A 20,049-nucleotide genomic window follows, 5' to 3' on the forward strand; every position below is an offset into this window, starting at 1 on the left:
TTTATAGCGCTAAGTTCCGGACAGAAGTTTATGGAAAAGGTAAAAATTTATTGTCCGTCTTTACAAAACTCAGTCTATTGTTCGACCGCCATCAGGCGGCGGTATTCATCCCATGCATAGAGGTCTGTCATGCCACTGATATAATCCTGGATCAGCCGGCAACGATAATAATATTCCAGCACGGGATACTCAGGCGAATCTGGTGTTAATTTACCCACGGCCTCCACATAGGCCAGTCGGTGACGCGTTGACAATTTCTGAAATAAGCGGGATTCGATAGGAAAGCGCTGCAGACGTTCTTTTTCCACCAGCTCACTGAAATCCGCAAGCGGCAGGCTTAATAAAGGACGGTAGATATCGAGTAAGCCACTGATCACCCGATAGCCCTGTAATTCGAGTTGCTCCACATCAGGATGGCTAAACACATGTTTCATCGCAACATTTTTATAGATTTTCAGCAGGCGACTAAAGCTGCTGCCGTCTTCCAGCAATGCCTGATTAAACCTTCCGTCAAAGATTTGTTCCAGGTTATCAATAAAACGCTGCGCGGCGTAGGGCACCAGTTTATTAAGTGTATTCACCCGCAAATACATGAAAAATTGATCTTCAGTACTGCGGCTCAGATAATTCGCCCGTGATTTGTCCCAGGCATTTTCGACAACCTGCGCAAAGAGCGAACCTTTCTCATGCTCCCCCCAGGCCTCATATAAATGATGATAGAGTTGCTCAACGCTGAAGATTCTTTTCTCTACCGCATCTTCCAGATCGGCGACGCAATAAGAGATATCGTCGGCGGCTTCCATTATCCACGTTAACGGAAAGCGACTGTAAACCGCGAGATCGAGTTCTTTACGTAACCTCGCAATATACGGTTCTTCAGAAAGGTAATAGCCGGGTTTTTTCATTAAATAGTTGTGCGTCGCGGGCGTTTCTCCCCGCCACCATGCCGGACGGGTATATTTTAAGATCCCGCCGACCTGGGCCCATGTCAGGTTCATTCGCATCAAGGTATGTACCAGCCGAATCCCCTGAGCATTCCCTTCGAAATGACACAGGTCCTGGCGTACTTTACGGCGGATATCGTTCAACGACTCCTCGCCTTCGCGCAGACGCAACGTCGCCACAATGCAACGATCTTCGGTTAAGGGTTGGCTTTCCGCATCCGCCGGATGTAAGCGCTGGCGAAACCAGTCGTTGATCGCCGCCTCGCCAAAATGCCCAAACGGCGGGTTGCCAATGTCATGCATCAGGCAGGACATTTCGACGATGCTCTCAAACGGTCCCGTTAACTCATCCAGGCCGTATGGTTCCAGCAGTTTTTGTTCTTTGAGGCGGCTTAAAATCTCTTTGGCGATATAACGCCCCACCTGCTGAACTTCCATCGAATGGGTAAGGCGCGTACGCACGGCGGCATTACGCTCAAGGGGAAACACCTGGGTTTTCTGCTGCAGGCGACGGATCGCCGGAGAGTTAATAATGCGTCCACGGTCGCTTTCAAAAATGCGCAGGATCTCATGCTCAGTTTTGACCCCTTGCGGTGAACGAAAACGACGGTGCCAGTTTATTTTTTTCCGGAAATCAATCTGTGACATGTCCTCTCCCGCGTGAGAATGCACTTCGCCTTAAGCGCATGATAGACTATGCCTTTAAATCTCACCTGGCGCGAGTAAATCTATGAAAATCGGCATCATTGGTGCAATGGAAGAAGAGGTTACGCTGCTGCGTGACAAAATCGAAAACCGTCAAACTCTCACCCTGGGCGGTTGTGAAATTTACACCGGTCAGCTTAACGGAATCGACGTTGCGCTGCTGAAATCCGGTATTGGTAAAGTGGCGGCGGCGCTGGGCGCTACGCTGCTGCTTGAACGCTGCAAGCCGGACGTCATTATTAACACCGGTTCCGCAGGCGGCCTCGCTCCAACCCTGAAAGTGGGCGACATTGTGGTCTCTGATGAAGCGCGCTATCACGACGCTGACGTCACCGCATTTGGTTATGAGTTCGGCCAACTGCCGGGCTGCCCGGCCGGTTTTAAAGCCGATGAAAAACTGATTGCCGCAGCGGAATCCTGCATCGCTGAGCTGAACCTGAACGCGGTACGCGGCTTGATTGTCAGCGGCGATGCCTTTATTAACGGCTCCGTGGGGCTGGCGAAAATCCGTCACAACTTCCCGCAGGCCATTGCCGTTGAGATGGAAGCCACCGCGATTGCGCACGTTTGCCATAACTTCAAGGTACCGTTTGTGGTGGTCCGCGCGATCTCGGACGTTGCCGATCAGCAGTCCCATCTCAGCTTTGATGAGTTCCTGGCCGTTGCCGCGAAGCAATCCACGCTGATGGTTGAATCGCTGGTACAGAAACTGGCGCATGGCTAAATCCTTCTCCAGGGCGCTTGTCGCCCTGCTGTTAGCCCTCCCGGTGTGGCTGCATGCCGCACCGCGCGTGATTTCACTCTCTCCCGCCAACACGGAACTCGCCTTTGCCGCCGGGATCACCCCCGTTGGCGTCAGCAGCTATTCAGACTATCCGCCACAGGCGCAACGTATCGAGCAGATCTCGACCTGGCAAGGCATGAATCTGGAAAGGATTGTGGCGCTGAAGCCGGATCTGGTCCTCGCCTGGCGCGGCGGTAATGCCGAACGACAGGTCAATCAACTCTCCTCGCTGGGCATCAAGGTCATGTGGATCGATGCCGTCACCATCGAACAGATTGCCGACACGTTGCAGAAGCTGGCCGACTTTAGCCCGCATCCCGAAATGGCAAAGCACGCCGCGCAAACCTTGCTGGACGACTATTCGCAGCTAAAATCTCAGTATGCAGGCAAAGCGAAAAAACGCGTGTTTTTGCAGTTTGGTATCAATCCGCCCTTTACCAGCGGAAAAGGATCGATTCAAAACGAGGTTATTGAGCTCTGCGGGGGAGAAAACATCTTTGCCGGCAGTCGGGTTCCCTGGCCGCAGGTCAGTCGTGAACAGGTGCTGGCGCGCGCGCCGCAAGCGATCGTTGTCGCCGGCGATGCAGGTGAAATTCTCAAAATTAAGCAATACTGGGGTGATCAACTACAAATTCCGGTAATTCCTCTCAACAGTGACTGGTTTGAACGCGCAAGCCCGCGTATTATCCTCGCCGCAAAACAACTCTGTAATGCGCTTTCCCTGGTGAATTAGCGCCTGCCCCAACAGGTGTGTTGTGAGGATTTGATCATGCTCGTCTATTGGCTGGATATTGTAGGCACAGCAGTATTTGCTATCTCTGGCGTGTTACTGGCCGGGAAACTGCGTATGGACCCGTTTGGCGTGCTGGTATTGGGCGTCGTTACCGCCGTGGGCGGCGGGACGATCCGTGATATGGCATTAGATAACGGTCCCGTTTTCTGGGTTAAAGACCCAACCGATCTGGTGGTGGCGATGGTCACCAGCATGTTGACGATCCTGCTGGTGCGTCAGCCCAGACGCTTGCCTAAATGGATGCTGCCGGTGCTGGACGCCGTCGGCCTGGCGGTGTTTGTCGGGATCGGCGTCAACAAAGCGTTTATAGCAGGGACGGGGCCGCTGGTGGCTATCTGTATGGGTGTCATCACCGGCGTGGGCGGCGGTATTATTCGCGATGTGCTGGCACGAGAAATCCCGATGATCCTGCGTACGGAAATCTACGCAACGGCCTGTATTATCGGCGGGATTGTCCACGCAACCGCGTATTACACCTTCGCGATGCCGCTGGAAGCCGCCAGTATGATGGGGATGGTTGTGACGCTGGTCATTCGCCTCGCGGCGATCCGCTGGCATCTGAAGCTGCCGACATTTGCGTTAGATGAGAATAGCCGTTAAATCCAGGCCGGATTAGGCGCTTTGCCCGGTAGCGCCTGCGCTTACCGGGCGCATTACAGACAGCACTCAGATGCTGAAGGAAGAGCCACACCCGCAGGTGCTTTTCGCATTCGGGTTGGTAACTACAAAACGAGAACCTTCCAGACCTTCGGTGTAGTCAACGGAACCGCCGACCAGATACTGCAGGCTCATAGGGTCAACCACCAGGCCAACGCCCTGTTTCTCGATGGTCATATCGCCTTCGTTGACCTGGTCATCAAAGGTAAAACCATACTGGAAACCGCTGCAACCGCCACCGGTGATATAGACACGCAGTTTCAGGTTCGGGTTTTCTTCGTCCGCGATCAGGCTTTTTACTTTATTGGCTGCTGCTTCAGTAAATTGCAGTGGCAGCGCTACGTCATCACTCATATTTTTGCTCCAAACGACATCGGCAATTGGGCAAATTCTGACCCAATATTAACGCCATTATCTAATACCCTGGTATTTCATTCAAGTATTCTCGCCAGCGGTGGTCGTCTGACTTTTTGCCGCCTGCTCCGCTTCCTGCTTCGCCAGCGTGCGGGCAAGGATAGTGGAGTATAGCGGTTTTCCGCCCAGGAATTGTGCTAATAGTGTTGCGCCAAGACAGGTAATAATCATTGGCAAAATGAGCTGATAGTTATCGGTCATCTCCAGCACCAGCACAATCCCGGTCAACGGCGCGCGCACCGATGCCGCCAGCAACGCGCCCATTCCGGCAATGGCGAACGTTCCGGCCTCAAGCTGATAATGCGGAAAGCCTGCCGCTGCTGCCATACCAAATGCGGTGCCCAACAACGTACCCAGCGCCAGCATCGGCGCAAAGATCCCGCCGGGCGCACCGGAAGAAAAACAGAGCAACGTGGTGATCACTCGCGCGATAAAGATAAACAGCAACAGTCCGACGCTAAAATTGCCCGCCGCCGCAATAGGGATAAGGTTAAAACCGCCGCCAGCCGCCGCTGGTTCAATCAGCCCCAAAATGCCACACAGACCGCCAATCGCCCCGCCCATCAGCACCCATTTAGTGGTGTTTCCATGGTGAAAGCGCTGGAACATATCCTGAGTACGCAGCACCAGCTTATTGAAAACCGGTCCTACACAGCCAAAAATCATCCCGAGGATCAGATACAGCCACAGCGTATTGACCGGTGCGTTGGACAGTTTCCCCACTTCGATGATCGGCGATTCACCGTTGAAAATGCGGAAAACAATGCTCGACATGATCACGCCGGTAAAGACGGCTTTGATCGAGATAAGGTTATAGCGAAACTGCGGGCGCATCTCCTCAATGATAAACAGAATGCCCGCCAACGGTGCGTTGAAGGCGGCAGAAAGCCCTGCCGCTGCCCCGGTTGCCAACAGCGTATGGCGCGCTTCGGCGCTACGCATGCGGAAGATATCCAGCACCATGCGGCCAATATTTCCGCCGATTTGTACCGTCGGCCCTTCGCGTCCCAGCACCATCCCTGCACCCAGCGTGCCCATCCCACCGATAAACTTCACCGGCAGCACACGCCACCAGCGGACGGGGCGAAGCTCTTCCAGCGCCCCTTCGATCTCCGGGATCCCCGACCCGCCAGCTTCCGGCGCAAATTTACGCACCAGAAAATAGCCGACCATCGCCAGTAATGCAGAGAGAATAAACGCCAGCGGCCAGAGCAGCATCGGATGGTCAGCCACATTCACTAGCGCACCGATACGCAGGTTTTGCACCCAGCTCACCGCTTTTTCGAACGCCACGCCTGCCAGACCGGTAAGCGTCCCCACCACTGCCGCCATCATTAAGATCGCCAGCGGCGTTTTATCTCGTTCCAGCAGTCGACGGATTTGGTCCCTGCGCCGTAAGCGCACAATTTGCTGTGCTTCAAAAGAGGGAGTTTCTGTCTTCATCAGATGATCATTAATTGGTAATACAAATGCAGAGGCGGCATTGTACTCGCCTCTTACCCGAAAATCCCCTGCAAATCGTAATGTTTCAAATGCGCAAAACTTTCATAACCTTCTCTGAATAACTAGAATAGCGGGCATTCACTTTTTCTACGAACCAGGAACCCATCCATGAGTAAGTCTGAAAACCTCTACAGCGCAGCACGCGAGCTAATCCCCGGCGGCGTTAACTCCCCTGTTCGCGCCTTTACTGGCGTGGGTGGTACTCCGCTGTTTATCGAAAAAGCGGACGGCGCGTATCTGTACGATGTCGATGGCAAAGCCTATATCGATTACGTCGGCTCCTGGGGACCGATGGTGCTGGGACACAACCATCCGGCGATCCGCAACGCGGTGATCGAAGCGGCTGAGCGCGGCCTGAGCTTCGGCGCGCCGACCGAGATGGAAGTCAAAATGGCGGAGCTTGTGACCGAACTGGTACCGACGATGGACATGGTACGAATGGTCAACTCCGGTACCGAAGCGACCATGAGCGCCATTCGTCTGGCGCGTGGTTTCACTGGCCGCGATAAGATCATCAAATTTGAAGGCTGCTACCACGGCCACGCGGACTGTCTGCTGGTAAAAGCCGGCTCCGGCGCACTGACGCTGGGCCAGCCGAACTCTCCCGGCGTGCCGGCAGATTTTGCAAAGCATACCCTGACCTGTACTTATAACGATCTCAATTCCGTGCGTGCCGCGTTCGAGCAGTTCCCGCAGGAGATCGCCTGTATCATCGTTGAGCCAGTGGCAGGCAATATGAACTGCATCCCGCCGCTGCCGGAATTCCTGCCGGGTCTGCGCGCACTGTGCGATGAGTTCGGCGCGCTGCTGATTATCGACGAAGTGATGACCGGCTTCCGCGTGGCGCTGGCTGGCGCACAGGATTACTACAGCGTGGTGCCGGATCTGACCTGTCTGGGCAAAATCATTGGCGGCGGTATGCCTGTAGGAGCGTTCGGCGGTCGTCGCGACGTGATGGACGCGCTGGCCCCGACCGGCCCGGTTTATCAGGCGGGCACCCTCTCCGGCAATCCCATTGCCATGGCGGCCGGTTTTGCCTGTCTGACCGAAGTGGCGCAGCCGGGCATTCACGAAACGCTGGATGAACTCACGACGCGCCTGGCGGAAGGTCTGCTGGAAGCGGCAGAGGAAACCGCGATCCCGCTGGTCGTTAACCACGTTGGCGGCATGTTCGGGATTTTCTTCACCGACGCGAAAACTGTCACCTGCTATCAGGACGTGATGGCCTGTGACGTGGAACGCTTCAAGCGCTTCTTCCACATGATGCTGGACGAGGGGATTTACCTTGCGCCATCCGCGTTTGAAGCGGGCTTTATGTCCGTAGCGCACAGCATGGAAGACATCAATAACACTATCGACGCCGCGCGTCGGGTGTTTGCAAAGCTGTAATAGAGTACGTTTTAAACCGTAGGCCGGGTAAGGCGAAGCCGCCACCCGGCTTTTTTATTGCCGGATGGCGACGCGAAGCGTCTTATCTGGCCTACACGAAAAACATCCGAATCAACGACTCTGCTTACGTAACAGATAAATAAAGTACGGCGCACCGATAAACGTCGAGAGTATCCCCGCCGGGATCTGATACGGAAACAGCACCATCCGCCCGCACCAGTCGGCAAAGATGAGCAATAATCCTCCCGCCAGCGCCGACATCACAATATGCGGCATCGTTCGACGAAAACCTAACATCCGCGCGATATGCGGCGCCATCAGCCCGACAAAACTCAGTGGGCCGATTGTCATTGTGGCGGCAGCCGTCAGACTGGCTGCCAGCAGCAGCAGGCCAACCCGCGACGGTGTCAGCGCGATACCGACTGCACGGGCGGTATCACCGCCCAGCGGCAAAATCGTCAACCAGCGACGGCACAGTGGCGTGATCGCCAGCAGGATCGCCATCACCACCCCTGTATGCAGCACCTGCTGACCCGTCGCATTATAGGTCGAACCGGAGATCCAGGTCAGTACCCCGGCCATGCGCGGATCGCCGCTTGCCTGTAGCATCATCAGCAGCATGGTGAAGGCCGTGCTGAGCGCCATCCCGGCCAGCAGCATACGGTGGGGGGAGAACCCTCCCCGTCCGGCGGCAATCATAATGATCAACAGCGTGGCGGCAGCACCGAGACTCCCGGCGGGCAACAGCCAGCCAAACGCATCGCCCGGCACCAGAAACAGCATCAGCACAACGCCGAACGCCGCGCCGGAGCTGATCCCCAGCACCTCAGGACTCGCCATCGGGTTCCCGGTCAGCCGCTGGATGATACACCCCGCCACCGCCAGCATCACCCCGGCGATCATCGCCGCCAGAATGCGCGGCCAGCGCCAGGGCATCAGTTCTTCCAGTTGCACGCCGCTGGCCAAGCTCCAGCCCTGCGCGTCACGCCCCAGCGACAGCGCTACATATGCCCCGATCAACAGCAGCACGCCGCCGATCAGCGCATAACCCAGCACATGCTGACGTTCCGTCGTCACCCGGTCGCTGACGTTCATGTCCGGCGCGCTCATACTACGCAGGCGCGGTAGCAGCCACAGCAGCAGCGGTGCGCCGATCAGTGCCGTCACAGAACCGGTGGACACTTCCATCCATACGCGGGTCAGCCAGAGAATAACCTGATCGGACAGCCACAGAATCAGCGCCCCAATCAGCGGAGCCAGCATCAGGCGCGCCAGCAGACGACGCGCGCCCAGCATTTTCGCCAACAGCGGCGCAAACAGACCGATAAAACCGATAATCCCTACCGCATTGACCAGCAGCGCGCTAAGTACAATCGCCAGCGTCAGCGCCGCCAGACGCGCCAGCGACAGCGCCAGCCCTAAGTTGCGCGCAACGCCATCATCCAGCCCCATCAGGGTTAGCGGGCGCAACAACAACAGAGTGAGCATGACGCCGCCCAGCAGCTGCGGCCACAGACGCTGCACACCGCCCCAGTCAGTTTGCGTCAACGTTCCGGTACTCCACAGGAACATGCTCTGCAACTGATCGTGGTGAAAGATGACTAACAGTTGGTTGATGGCCCCGCAGTACAGACTGACCACCAGACCGGCGAGGATCAGCGTGACGGGAGAAAGTCGTTTTCCCCAGGCGACGCCAAACACCAGCGCCCCGACAATACAGGCGCCCGCCAGAGCGGCAAACTGCCCGGCCATCACGCCCGGTATCGCCCACAATGTCGTGACCGTCATCCCTAACTGTGCGCCGGTCGCCACGCCCAGCGTGGTCGGTTCGGCCAGCGGGTTACGCAGCACCTGTTGAAAGAGCACGCCAACCAGACCCAGCCCGGCCCCAACCAGCAGGGAGATCACCAGACGAGGGAGAAGGCTGTAATGGAAAATCATCTGCTCGATGACGTCGATATCCGGTGACCACAGCGCCTGCTGCCACTGGGTACGCGGCAGCGCAATGGTGAAATTCGTCCAGGTTAACCCTACGGCGACGATAAACAACAGCGCCAGCAATAACGCCGGGAAACGTGCAATACGTTGACTCACGCCTTGCCCCCCAGCGCATTATCCAGAATACGGACAAAATTCATGGTCGACAGTGTGGCGCCATAAAACCACACGGGCGGTACGCGCTGGAAACGCCCTTCACGCACGAACGGCATCGCCTGCCAGAGCGGCGTTGCCATCAGCGTGGCCATTTCTTTGTTATTCCCATGATCAAAGCAAAGCACATCGGCATCTTTGTAGGCTGCAAGGCGATCGATCCCGACCACCGTACTGCCCCAGAAATTGGTTTCTCCCTGCCAGGCGTTGCGAATCCCGTATTCATCCAGCACGTCCTGGAACAGGCAGTTCGGGCCGAAAACCAGCATATGGCGAGGATCGAGGAGAGTGATCAACAGCAGCGGGCGTTCTCCACGCTGCACAAAGCGCGATTTCCGGCTGGCGATAAACTGGTCGTATTCCGCCAGATGTCGCTCAGCTGCAGATTCCAGATTCAGCATCTGCGCCATATCGATCAGAGATCGACGCGCCACGGCTAAGGGCTGTTTGCCATCGCTGAAGTTGAAGCCACGTCCGGGCGCAATTCGCGCCAGCGTTTCGGGAGAAGGGCCGTACCCTGTCGACCAGAACATATAGGAGGGTTTCATTTCGGTCAGCAGCTCAAGGTTCGGCTCAGTGCGTAATCCGACATCAATCACCGACGCAGGCAGCGGCGGTTCATTCACCCACAGGCGGTAGTTAGGAATGTCTGCCACGCCATAGGGCGTCACGCCAAGCGCCAGCAACAGCTCGACCGGCAGCCACTCCAGCGCCACGATACGATGTGGATCGACAGCGGCTGCGCGCGCCGGTTTCATCTGCCAGAGCAGCGGGGAAAGTGCCATCGCCGTTAATAAACGACGACGTGTTATGTGGTGTAAGCCGCTCATCAATACACAAAACTCACAGGTGCAGCGCCTGCCGGATGCGGCAGGATCCCCATCGGGATGCCATAAATACGTTCCAGGGTTTCGCTACGCATTAGGTCGGCGGGCGTTCCCTGGGCAATCATTTCGCCCCCGCGCAAGGCGACTAAGTAGTCACAGTAGCGGGCAGCCATGTTGATATCATGCAGCACAGCGATCACCGTCAGGCCACGCTCCTGGCTGAGTCGATGAACCAGCGCCAGCACATCCACCTGGTGGGCAATATCCAGCGCCGAGGTGGGTTCATCGAGCAGCAGACAGCGACTGTCCTGCGCCACCAGCATCGCAATCCACGCGCGCTGACGTTCACCGCCGGAAAGACTGTCGACCAGACGATGCGCCAGGGGTTTTAACCCAACCAGCGTGATCGCCTCTTCCACTTTTTCTCTGTCTGCGACGCCAAAACGGCCCAGCGCCCCGTGCCACGGATAGCGACCAATCGCCACCAGTTCACGTACGGTCATCCCTTCCGCCTGCGGCAACTGCTGCGGTAAATACGCCACCTTACGGGCAAACGCTTTGCTGTTCCAACTGTTCAGCGGTTGCGCATCGAGCAGGATATCCCCTTCTGACGGCGGCTGATGGCGACCCAACATTTTTAACAACGTGGATTTACCTGAACCATTGTGACCAATCAGGCCAGTCACTTTACCGACGGGAAAAGTTAACGACAGAGGGTGCAGAAGCGTGCGACCTGGCACGCGAAAGGAGACATCACGCAGTGCAAACGTGGTATCGGGATGATGAGTCTGTTCCTGCATAGCGGCCAACTTGTAAAGCGGGCACGCAATGCGTGCCCAAAGAAAAATTAGAAACGGAAGGTTGCGGTAGCAACGACCTGACGTTCCGCGCCCCAGAAGCAGCCATAGGTGTTAAAGCAGCTGGCGACGTATTCGCGGTCAAACAGGTTGTTGACATGCAGCGCGACGTTGGAACCTGCCATGCCAAGGCGTGCCAGATCGTACCGAACCAGCGCATCCACCAGGGTGTAGCTGCCGACTTTAAAGGAGTTAGCCGGATCGCCATAGCTGGAGCTGGTATAGCGAACGCCGGTGCCCAGAGTCAGACCGGAAAGCGGGCCGTCAAACATCGTGTAATCGCCCCATAGCGACGCCATATGTTTTGGCACCTGCGCCGGGGTGTTGCCTTTGTAGTTGGTGTCGGTGGTGTATTCCGCATCCGTATAAGTGTAGGAACCGACCACGTTAACGCTGGCAGACAGCGCCGCTTTTGCTTCCACTTCAACGCCGCGTGAACGAATCTCACCGCCTTCAACCGAGAAGAACGAACCGTTAGGATCGGCCATCAGGTTGTTGGTTTTGGTCAACTGATAGACCGCACCGGTGATCACGATCGGACGATCGTTCGGGACATATTTCACGCCCGCTTCGTACTGCTTGCCTTTAGACGGCGCAAAGATGCTGCCGTTCGCGCCCACGGTAGAAGCCGGTTCGAACGACTCGCTGTAGCTGAAGTACGGAGTCACGCCGTTGTCGAACAGGTAGTTTACGCCGCCGCGCCAGGTAAACTCGTTATCATTACGCGAGTGCTGAGTATTCGCTTCACGATCCAGAGTATCCTGCTGCGCCCAGTCATAACGTCCGCCCAACGTCACCAGCACTTTATCCCACTGCATCTGATCCTGGGCGTACACGCCGGTCTGCTTCTGCTTGTTCAGCACGCGATAGGCGGCGCCAGGCCCTGGATGGGATCCGAAGTCGAAATCACTGCGATCAAGGTTGTAGATGTCAGATGGCGCAACTGAACCAGCCCAGCCAAACCAGGAGTCGATGTCGTTACGCATACGCATAAAATCAACGCCGGTCAGCAGGGTATGATCCAGAGAACCGGTCGCAAACTTGCTTTGCAGTTGGGTATCCACAGAGAAGTTCTGCAGTTTTTCGTTATCATCCACATACTGACGGGTCAGCGTATGCCCCCACTGTGACTGCGGTACGCTGGCGCAAGGGCTGGTGCTCGGGTTGCTCGAATAGAGCGGATCGGAACACATGCCGTAACCATATACACTGTTCTGCGACACTTTGTTTTCCGCGTAACGCAAGTTCTGACGCACGGTAAACGTATCGTTGAATTCATGGTCGAAGCTATAACCGACCATCTTCTCATTACGAGAGTAGGTATTGTTTTTCGCGCCTTCGTTGAAGTCTGTCGACAGACGCTTACCGTTCGGCAGCGTGCTGACAGTCCCCTCTTTCGGCAGCCAACCGTAGTAACCGGTCTCAGGTTCGTTCTGGAAGTAGGACAGGAACGTGAAGTTGGTTTTGTCATCCGGACGCCAGCTAAAGGACGGCGCAATAGCATAACGCTGTTCTTCCGCCCCCTGCTGCTGCGCATTCGCCGAGCGGGCCAGACCCGTTAAGCGATAAGAGTAAACGCCGTCGTCATCCAGCGCATCGCTGAAGTCAAAACCGGTCTGGAACAGGCTGTTAGTGCCCATTTTAAACTGAACTTCTTTCAGCGGCTCGGTGGTTGGACGCTTGCTGACCATGTTCAACAAACCGCCTGGGTTGCTCTTACCGTACAGAACAGAAACCGGCCCACGCATCACTTCCGCGCGTTCCAGCATATAAGGATCAATCACCGCATCGTTGTAAAAGTTCCCCTGCATCTTCAGGCCATTCAGATAGTTATTCTGGCTTTGGCCGTCGGCAGCGAAACCGCGAATGATCAGGTAGTCATAGGTGTTAGATGCGCCACGCGTGCCCACGGCAACGCCTGGGGTATAGCTGAGCGCCTCTTTCACGGACTTCGGCTGGTGTAGCGCCATCTCTTCGGCAGTCACCACAGAAATAGACTGGGGAACTTTCTGAATCGGGGTATCCGTTTTGGTCGCGGTGGCTGACTGGCGTGCCGCGATGGTTGCCGCCGGTCCCCATGCACTTTCCTGCGGAGCAGGAGCCGCAGTGACGGTGATAGTGTCTTCTTTTTTCGGTTCAACCGCCGCCTGTGCATAGACAGACATGCCGCTAACCGCTGTGGCTACTACGACTGCAATTTTACGCAGCGAGTGTTTTGGCTGAGCAGTTTTTTGACGCGCCATTGGTATATCTCTGATGGAAAGTGAATGATAACGTAAACGAGAATTATTATTATGACGGCAGAATAATATTCGAAACGCGGCCGCGATAGCAAGCGATACGCGTCCCTACCAAAACTGAGGGGTTAAGAAATATCCAGATGAAAAGAAAGGGTTAAAAAGAAGCCGGAAATGTTTCTGTGAAGGCATTGCCGGATGGCGGCGAAAACGCCTTATCCGGCCTACCACCCAAAACCTGCATGAGCCGGTAGGCCGGATAAACGAAGCGCCATCCGGCACGGCGGTTAGTTACCGCCAAACATATCCTTAATCCATCCCGCCACGCCATCGCTGTCTTTCTTCTCTTCCTTCGGCGGCTGTTGCTGCGGTTGCTGTGGCTGAGAGGATTGATCGAACGGGTTCCCGGTCGGCTGCTGCATCATTTCGCCCTGCTGGCAGAGCGAGTCGGGATCGGAGGTCCAGACTGGCAACGTGCGCATACCGCCACTGCAGACAAAGTTGCCGTCATAGTCGACGCCCATCTCCGCAATATCTTCCGGTGGCGTCAGCGTGAGCGGCGTTGGCGTCTGGTTAGCCAGATAGCGCTGATAAATCGACATCGCCCCGCTCGCCCCGTACAGCTTCGTCGGCTGGTTGTTATCGCGACCCACCCAGGTGATGGTCACCTGACTACCGTCAATACCGGCAAACCAGGTATCGACGTTGTTGTTGGTGGTCCCGGTTTTACCCGCCAGATGCAGATTCGGGTACTTCGCGCCCAGCTGACGACCAGTACCACGCTGCACCACCTGCTGCATCGTCCACAGCGTCATATAGGCGGCCTGCGCCGGAACGGCACGCTCCGCCTGCGGGAAGCTCTGATACAGCACAGTGCCGTCTTCAGCGATGACCGAACGCAGCGCGGAAAGCGGCGCACGATTACCGCCGCTGGCGATCGTCTGGAACGCCTGTGCCACTTCGATCGGCGTCAGGTTCAGTGCCCCCAGCAGCATAGCCGGAACCGGATGCAACTGCTCTTTCGGCACGCCCAGCTTCAGCCAGGTGTCGGTGACAGCCGGCAAGCCAAGCGCCATCCCCAGATTGACCGTCGGCACGTTCATAGAACGCGTCAACGCATCCACCAGCATCACTTTTCCGCTTTCGCTGTAGCGACGGTCATCGTTCTGCGGCGACCACACCTGGCCGTTTGGTTGACGCAGCGCAATCGGCGCATCGGCAATCCAGGTGTTCAGGCGATAGATTTTCGGCTGGCTCAGCGCGGTCAGATAGGTTGCCGGTTTGGCCAGTGAACCAATCGAGCGACGTGCCTGCATCGCGCGGTTATAGCCTGCAAACTGCGGCTCAGCGCCGCCGACCATAGCGCGGACTTCGCCACTGAAGCGGTCTACCACTACAATCGCCGTTTCCAGATCGCTCAGTTTGCGCTGTTTCTTCAGTTCCGGAATGCCATCAACGGCGGCTTTCTCAGCGGCATCCTGGGCGACAGAGTCAAAGGTGGTGAAGATCTTCACGCCGGAGAGATCTTTTACTTTATCACCCAGCTTCGCCTGCAACTCCTGACGCACCATCTGCATAAACGCGGGCTGTGGTGAGATCACCCCACCGCGCGGCTGCACGCCTAACGGACGCGCGCTCAGCATGTCGTAAAGTTCCTGATCGATCACCTGTTGTTGTTGCAGCAGGCGCAGCACCAGGTTACGACGTTCAAGTGCCAGTTTCGGGTTGCGCCAGGGGTTGTAGATTGAGGCCCCTTTCACCATCCCTACCAGCAGCGCCTGCTGATCAAGGCTCAGTTCCTCTACCGGACGGCCAAAGTAGTACAGGCTCGCCAGCGGGAAGCCACGGATCTCATTATCACCGCTCTGACCGAGATACACCTCGTTCATATACAGCTCAAGAATACGATCTTTGCTGTAGCGCGCATCCATCAGCAGCGCCATATAGGCTTCGTTAGCCTTACGCCAGTACGAACGTTCGCTTGAGAGGAACAGGTTTTTCACCAGCTGTTGGGTCAGGGTACTTGCCCCCTGTACCGTGCGTCCGGCGGTCAGGTTTGCCAGCACGGCGCGACCGATGGAGTACAGACTCACCCCGTCATGTTCATAGAAATGACGGTCTTCCGTCGCCAGCAGCGTATCCACCAGCAGATCCGGGAAGCCACTACGCGGGACAAACAGACGCTGTTCACCGTTTGGCGACGACAGCATGGTAATCAAACGCGGATCGAGACGGAAGAAACCGAACTGACGGTTGTTGTCCATGTTGACGATGGTATCCAGGCGGCCGCCATCGAACGTCAGACGCGCGCGCACCTGACCCTCCTTGCTGTCCGGGAAATCAAACGGACGGCGGATCATCTCAATACTGTTCGCCTGCACGGTAAACTCGCCAGGACGCGTCATTTTGCTGACCTGACGGTACTGGGTGGCTTCCAGCAGCTTAACCATTTCGTTTTTGCTGACCGACATCTCAGGCTCAAGGTTGACCATCCGGCCATATACCGCCGCCGGCAACTGCCAGACTTTGCCATCGATACGGCTACGGATTTTTTGATCCAGATAGACGCCGTAAATGGCAAGCAGTACCGCAAAAACAATCGCAATTTTCAGCAGCAGCCACAACCAGCCGCGCTTACCACGAGGCTTACGCCCTTTGCCTTTACCTTTACGCGGCATCGGTTCTTCATCCTCATAGTCATCATCATATTCGTCGTCGTACTCATCATCTCTGAGTTGGCGACGGCTCACCTTTTGTTTCACCGGACGCGTGGGTTTCCCTTTGCGTCCAATTGGCTCGCGGTCATTCCCGGCCATGCTTTTTCTCCGCAACATTCAGGCGCAAAGGCCTGATTCTCTGTTCTTCCGTCAGAAGACAGAAGAAGAAATCTCTCAATTTTACTGCTCTTTTGCCGGATGCGGCATAAACGCCTTATCCGGCCTACGAATACTTTTTGGTTCGCCGCGTCGGCGCCGTGTTCGCCGGATCGTCCGGCCAGACATGTTTGGGGTAGCGCCCTTTCATCTCTTTTTGCACGTCGCGATACGACCCTTGCCAGAACGCGGCCAAATCCTGAGTAATCTGCAACGGTCGCTGCGCGGGGGATAAGAGCTCCAGCACCAGTGGCACGCGGCCCTCCGCAATAGTCGGCGTTTTGGCCTCGCCAAACATCTCCTGCATTCTGACCGCCAGCGCCGGCGGGTTATCTTCGTGATAACGAATGGCTATCCGACTTCCCGTCGGCACAGTGTAATGTGTGGGTAACGAACTCACCAGACGTTGCTGCAGGGAATAATCCAGTAATCCGCTCAATGCCTGGTGAACATCCAACGATTTCAGGCCGCGCAGCGAATGCACGCCGCTCATATGCGGCAGCAGCCAGTTCTCCAGCGTGGCCAGCAATGTCCTGTCGTCCACCGCAGGCCAGTCATACTCCGGCAGCCATTTCGCCGCACAATGCAAACGTAACCGCAGTTGTTCTGCCGCAGGCGTCCAGTTGAGCACGCTCAGGCCTTTATCGCGGATACCGTTAAGCATCGCCAGATGCAACTCGTCTTCAGACGGTTTTGCCAGCGGCTGGACTTTAACCGTCAGTTCGCCTATCCGCATTCTACGCCAGGCTTTCAGCGTCCCCTGCGCCTCATCCCACTCAATGGTATCAGACTGCTGTAGCAGTTCAGGACAACGCGAGATAAGCGCGTCGATATCGAGCGGCAGCGCCAGCAGGATCCGCGCATCCGGCGACGCGCTCCCCTGCAGCAACAGAGGCGCAATCAACCATTCGTGCCGCCCCAGCGCATCATCGACATCCAGCGCCGCGCCCATACCGTTCGCCAGTTGATAACGCCCGTCCTGGCTGCGTCGACGCGCGATGCGATCGGCAAAGGCCTGGGCCAGCAGTGGGGCGATGCGCGACGCATCCGCTTCGCCGTTACGAACATTCAGACGTTTGAGAAGTTGCTGACTGCGCTGCTGCCAGGCAGGCTGATGGCGGGAAAACGCCACGCCCAGATCGGTATTGCCCATCCGCGGCGGCTCCTCAAGAATGGCTGCCAGCTTTGCTGCCGTAGCTGCATCGTCGGGCGTGGCAGCACTGACTAGCATCGCGGCCAGGCGCGGATCGTTACCCAACGCCGCCATTTTTTGCCCTATCGCACTGAGCTGCTCGCCATCCAGCGCGCCCAGCATGTGCAGTAATCGTTTCGCCGCCTGTACGTTGACGGCGGGTGGCAAATCCAGCCAGGTGAGTTGCGCGGGATCGCGACATCCCCACTGCAACAACTCCATCAGCAAACCGGAGAGATCGCTGTGCAACATCTCAGGATCCCCCTGTGCTGCCGCGCGTTCCGCCTGCTCTTTCGCCAGCAGATGCAGACAAATCCCCGGCTCCAGACGCCCGGCACGCCCGGCGCGCTGGGTCATTGAGGCCTGGCTAATGCGCTGAGTGATAAGCCGAGTCAACCCGGTTCGCGCATCAAACCGCGCCACCCGCTCCTGCGCGCAATCCACCACCAGTCGAATCCCCTCAATGGTCAGACTGGTTTCCGCAATATTGGTTGCCAACACAACTTTGCGCATCCCGTCCGGGGCCGGCAAAATCGCTTTGCGCTGATCGTTGAGCGACAGCGCGCCATACAGCGGACACAGCAGCACACCGGTGCCGACTCGCGTACTTAATTGCTCCTGTACGCGCAGGATCTCCCCGACACCGGGTAGAAACAGCAGCAGCGAGCCTGGCTCTCTGCGCAGCAGCTCGGCGCAGGCGACCGCCACGGCTTCGTCGAAACGCAATTGCGACGCCAGCGGTTGATAACGCCGCTCAACGGGAAAGGCGCGCCCTTCGGAAACGATCACCGGCGCATCCGGCAGGCACTGTTGCAGGCGATCGTTATCCAGCGTAGCGGACATGATCAACAGTTTGAGATCGTCGCGCAGCCCCTGCTGCACATCCAGCAGCAGCGCCAGCGCGAGATCCGCCTGCAAACTGCGTTCGTGAAATTCATCGAGGATCACCAGCCCAACGCCACTGAGTTCCGGGTCACGCTGGATCATACGCGTCAGAACCCCTTCGGTAACCACCTCAAGCCGTGTTGCTGGCCCGACGCAGGATTGTGCCCGCATCCGGTAACCGACCGTCTCACCGGGCTTTTCATTGAGCAGTTCCGCAAGCCTTTGCGCCACGTTTCGTGCCGCCAGACGACGCGGTTCCAGCAGGATAATCCGCCCTTCGAACCCTTTATGTGCCAGAAACTGTAGCGGTAACCAGGTTGACTTACCGGCACCCGTCGGCGCGCTCAGCAGAACCTGCGGCGCAGAATCCAGGGCGGTAAGCAATTCAGGCAGTACAGCGGCAACAGGTAACGACGTCACAAATGGCTCCAGAGGGTTAACATTCTTCGCGCCGCATTGTAGCATCGCGTTAATTCATAACCGAGTACCTAAGATGTCTGAGCCGAAACGGCTGTTTTTTGCCCTCGAACTCCCCACCACCGTGCGCGAAGAGATAATACAGTGGCGAGCGGCGCATTTCCCCCCTGAAGCGGGGCGACCGGTCGCGGCCGAAAACCTGCATTTAACGCTGGCGTTTTTAGGCGATGTGAGCGCAGACAAACAACAGGCGTTGATCGCCCTTGCCGGACGCATTCGCCAGCCCGGTTTTACGCTCAATCTCGATGATGCCGGGCAGTGGTTACGCTCTCGCGTAGTCTGGCTGGGGACGCGTCAGTCCCCACGTGGGCTGTTGCAACTGGCCAATATGCTGCGAGCCCAGGCAGCGCGTAGCGGTTGTTATCAGAGTCCGCAGCCGTTTCACCCTCACGTCACGCTGCTGCGCGATGCAAGCCATACGGTGGCGATCCCGCCGCCGGGCTTTTGCTGGTCCTTTCCGGTGACAGAATTTGCCCTCTATGCCTCGACCTTTGCACGCGGTCGCACGCGTTATACGGAACTTCAGCGCTGGACGCTCAGCGACTAATTAAGGAAATGCGCGATGCAATTTACTCCTTCTCTCCAGCGCGCGACGCTGGTTCAGCGGTATAAACGCTTTTTAGCCGATGTGATCACACCTGACGGGACTGAACTCACGCTACACTGCCCTAACACCGGGGCGATGACCGGGTGTGCAACGCCCGGTGATACGGTCTGGTATTCGACGTCGGAGAATAGTAAACGCAAATATCCGCACACCTGGGAATTAACGCAAACCCAGACGGGCGCGTTAATTTGTGTGAATACGTTATGGGCTAACAGGCTGACGAAAGAGGCCATTGAACAGGGGCGAGTTTCAGAACTTTCAGGTTATTCCACGCTGAGAAGCGAAGTAAAATACGGCGCCGAACGGAGCCGCATTGATTTTATGTTACAGGCAGATTCGCGGCCTGACTGCTATATTGAAGTGAAATCGGTAACGTTAGCGGAAAAGGATTTTGGTTATTTTCCCGATGCCATCACTGAACGAGGTCAGAAACATCTTCGGGAACTGATGAGCGTAGCGGCTGAGGGCAAACGCGCAGTGATTTTCTTTGCCGTCCTGCACTCCGCCATTACACGGTTTTCACCCGCGCGCCATATTGACGCGAAATATGCGCAACTATTGTTCGAAGCACAGCGTAAGGGGGTAGAAATTCTGGTTTATAAAGCGGAACTTTCTGCCGATAGTATGACTCTGATAGAGCCATTAACTGTCACTTTATAGTGTTGTAAACAATTGGTTATTTAGTATTCTGGTCGCGTGCGCAAATACGCTTTTCCTCACAGGGTTGTCAAGTGTTACGTTTAGTTAATTGCTA

15 protein-coding genes and 1 pseudogene are annotated in these 20,049 nt (G+C 56.6%); 6 read left to right on the forward strand and 10 right to left on the reverse strand.

Annotated elements, in window-relative coordinates:
- Positions 1–74: 74 nt before the first annotated feature.
- Positions 75–1,592, reverse strand: coding sequence for a dGTPase (gene dgt / locus OGW13_RS06930; protein ID WP_042997873.1), 1,518 nt, complete (start codon positions 1,590–1,592; stop codon positions 75–77).
- Positions 1,593–1,674: 82 nt separating this feature from the next.
- Here dgt and mtnN point away from each other — a divergent pair, with 82 nt between their 5' ends.
- Genes mtnN through OGW13_RS06945 form a run of 3 tightly spaced genes read left to right on the forward strand, consistent with a single transcriptional unit; the run spans position 1,675 to position 3,826 of the window.
- The gene (gene mtnN, locus OGW13_RS06935) at positions 1,675–2,373 is read left to right on the forward strand and encodes a 5'-methylthioadenosine/S-adenosylhomocysteine nucleosidase (protein WP_044255386.1); all 699 of its coding nucleotides are present in this window, start codon (positions 1,675–1,677) and stop codon (positions 2,371–2,373) included.
- Positions 2,366–3,166 carry a vitamin B12 ABC transporter substrate-binding protein BtuF gene (btuF, locus tag OGW13_RS06940; RefSeq protein ID WP_042997875.1) on the forward strand — a complete coding sequence of 267 codons (801 nt, stop codon included), beginning with the start codon at positions 2,366–2,368 and terminating at the stop codon, positions 3,164–3,166. The genes mtnN and btuF overlap by 8 nt, the downstream gene beginning before the upstream one ends.
- A 36-nt stretch (positions 3,167–3,202) precedes the next feature.
- On the forward strand, positions 3,203–3,826 hold the full coding sequence (locus OGW13_RS06945) for a TRIC cation channel family protein (RefSeq protein WP_042997876.1): 624 nt from the start codon (positions 3,203–3,205) through the stop codon (positions 3,824–3,826).
- A gap of 66 nt (positions 3,827–3,892) precedes the next feature.
- Here OGW13_RS06945 and erpA read toward each other — a convergent pair whose 3' ends face one another.
- The 3 genes and pseudogenes from erpA to clcA all read right to left on the reverse strand — a co-directional run bounded on the left by erpA (position 3,893) and on the right by clcA (position 5,740).
- On the reverse strand, positions 3,893–4,237 hold the full coding sequence (gene erpA / locus OGW13_RS06950; protein WP_042997877.1) for an iron-sulfur cluster insertion protein ErpA: 345 nt from the start codon (positions 4,235–4,237) through the stop codon (positions 3,893–3,895).
- A pseudogene (gene yadW, locus OGW13_RS25690) lies at positions 4,234–4,287 on the reverse strand (small protein YadW); the annotation flags it as partial. The gene erpA and the pseudogene yadW, both read right to left, overlap by 4 nt.
- A gap of 31 nt (positions 4,288–4,318) precedes the next feature.
- The gene (gene clcA, locus OGW13_RS06955) at positions 4,319–5,740 is read right to left on the reverse strand and encodes a H(+)/Cl(-) exchange transporter ClcA (protein WP_042997878.1); all 1,422 of its coding nucleotides are present in this window, start codon (positions 5,738–5,740) and stop codon (positions 4,319–4,321) included.
- Between the two features lie 168 nt (positions 5,741–5,908).
- On the opposite strand from clcA, the gene hemL reads away from it, so the two are divergent.
- Positions 5,909–7,189, forward strand: coding sequence for a glutamate-1-semialdehyde 2,1-aminomutase (hemL, locus tag OGW13_RS06960; RefSeq protein ID WP_042997879.1), 1,281 nt, complete (start codon positions 5,909–5,911; stop codon positions 7,187–7,189).
- 111 nt (positions 7,190–7,300) lie between these two features.
- Here the strand turns inward: hemL and fhuB are convergent, their stop codons facing one another.
- From fhuB to hrpB, 6 genes are all read right to left on the reverse strand, one after another.
- Positions 7,301–9,283, reverse strand: a complete 1,983-nt coding sequence (gene fhuB, locus OGW13_RS06965; protein ID WP_109739885.1) for a Fe(3+)-hydroxamate ABC transporter permease FhuB — start codon at positions 9,281–9,283, stop codon at positions 7,301–7,303.
- Positions 9,280–10,170, reverse strand: a complete 891-nt coding sequence (gene fhuD / locus OGW13_RS06970; protein WP_042997881.1) for a Fe(3+)-hydroxamate ABC transporter substrate-binding protein FhuD — start codon at positions 10,168–10,170, stop codon at positions 9,280–9,282. The genes fhuB and fhuD overlap by 4 nt, the downstream gene beginning before the upstream one ends.
- Positions 10,170–10,967 (reverse strand): Fe3+-hydroxamate ABC transporter ATP-binding protein FhuC, encoded by a 798-nt coding sequence (gene fhuC, locus OGW13_RS06975; RefSeq protein WP_109739884.1) that lies wholly within the window; start codon positions 10,965–10,967, stop codon positions 10,170–10,172. Before fhuC ends, fhuD begins: the two co-directional genes overlap by 1 nt.
- Positions 10,968–11,014: 47 nt before the next feature.
- The gene (gene fhuA, locus OGW13_RS06980; RefSeq protein ID WP_042997883.1) at positions 11,015–13,267 is read right to left on the reverse strand and encodes a ferrichrome porin FhuA; all 2,253 of its coding nucleotides are present in this window, start codon (positions 13,265–13,267) and stop codon (positions 11,015–11,017) included.
- 281 nt (positions 13,268–13,548) lie between these two features.
- Positions 13,549–16,077, reverse strand: a complete 2,529-nt coding sequence (gene mrcB, locus OGW13_RS06985) for a bifunctional glycosyl transferase/transpeptidase (RefSeq protein ID WP_044255398.1) — start codon at positions 16,075–16,077, stop codon at positions 13,549–13,551.
- A 124-nt stretch (positions 16,078–16,201) separates the two neighbouring features.
- Positions 16,202–18,631, reverse strand: coding sequence for an ATP-dependent helicase HrpB (gene hrpB / locus OGW13_RS06990; protein WP_287115831.1), 2,430 nt, complete (start codon positions 18,629–18,631; stop codon positions 16,202–16,204).
- 73 nt (positions 18,632–18,704) lie between these two features.
- Here hrpB and thpR point away from each other — a divergent pair, with 73 nt between their 5' ends.
- On the forward strand, positions 18,705–19,235 hold the full coding sequence (thpR, locus tag OGW13_RS06995; RefSeq protein ID WP_287115832.1) for an RNA 2',3'-cyclic phosphodiesterase: 531 nt from the start codon (positions 18,705–18,707) through the stop codon (positions 19,233–19,235).
- Positions 19,236–19,250: 15 nt separating this feature from the next.
- Complete coding sequence (gene sfsA, locus OGW13_RS07000; protein ID WP_042997887.1) at positions 19,251–19,955, forward strand: DNA/RNA nuclease SfsA; 705 nt, start codon at positions 19,251–19,253, stop codon at positions 19,953–19,955.
- Positions 19,956–20,049: the final 94 nt, after the last annotated feature.

This window comes from Citrobacter sp. Ca225 (assembly GCF_030337175.1).
Lineage (GTDB): Bacteria > Pseudomonadota > Gammaproteobacteria > Enterobacterales > Enterobacteriaceae > Citrobacter_A > Citrobacter_A amalonaticus.

Coding starts and splice junctions, on each gene's coding strand:
- dgt (WP_042997873.1), bottom strand. CDS start 1,592: ATGTCACAGATTGATTTCCGGAAAAAAATAAACTGGCACCGTCGTTTT.
- mtnN (WP_044255386.1), top strand. CDS start 1,675: ATGAAAATCGGCATCATTGGTGCAATGGAAGAAGAGGTTACGCTGCTG.
- btuF (WP_042997875.1), top strand. CDS start 2,366: ATGGCTAAATCCTTCTCCAGGGCGCTTGTCGCCCTGCTGTTAGCCCTC.
- OGW13_RS06945 (WP_042997876.1), top strand. CDS start 3,203: ATGCTCGTCTATTGGCTGGATATTGTAGGCACAGCAGTATTTGCTATC.
- erpA (WP_042997877.1), bottom strand. CDS start 4,237: ATGAGTGATGACGTAGCGCTGCCACTGCAATTTACTGAAGCAGCAGCC.
- clcA (WP_042997878.1), bottom strand. CDS start 5,740: ATGAAGACAGAAACTCCCTCTTTTGAAGCACAGCAAATTGTGCGCTTA.
- hemL (WP_042997879.1), top strand. CDS start 5,909: ATGAGTAAGTCTGAAAACCTCTACAGCGCAGCACGCGAGCTAATCCCC.
- fhuD (WP_042997881.1), bottom strand. CDS start 10,170: ATGAGCGGCTTACACCACATAACACGTCGTCGTTTATTAACGGCGATG.
- fhuC (WP_109739884.1), bottom strand. CDS start 10,967: ATGCAGGAACAGACTCATCATCCCGATACCACGTTTGCACTGCGTGAT.
- fhuA (WP_042997883.1), bottom strand. CDS start 13,267: ATGGCGCGTCAAAAAACTGCTCAGCCAAAACACTCGCTGCGTAAAATT.
- mrcB (WP_044255398.1), bottom strand. CDS start 16,077: ATGGCCGGGAATGACCGCGAGCCAATTGGACGCAAAGGGAAACCCACG.
- thpR (WP_287115832.1), top strand. CDS start 18,705: ATGTCTGAGCCGAAACGGCTGTTTTTTGCCCTCGAACTCCCCACCACC.
- sfsA (WP_042997887.1), top strand. CDS start 19,251: ATGCAATTTACTCCTTCTCTCCAGCGCGCGACGCTGGTTCAGCGGTAT.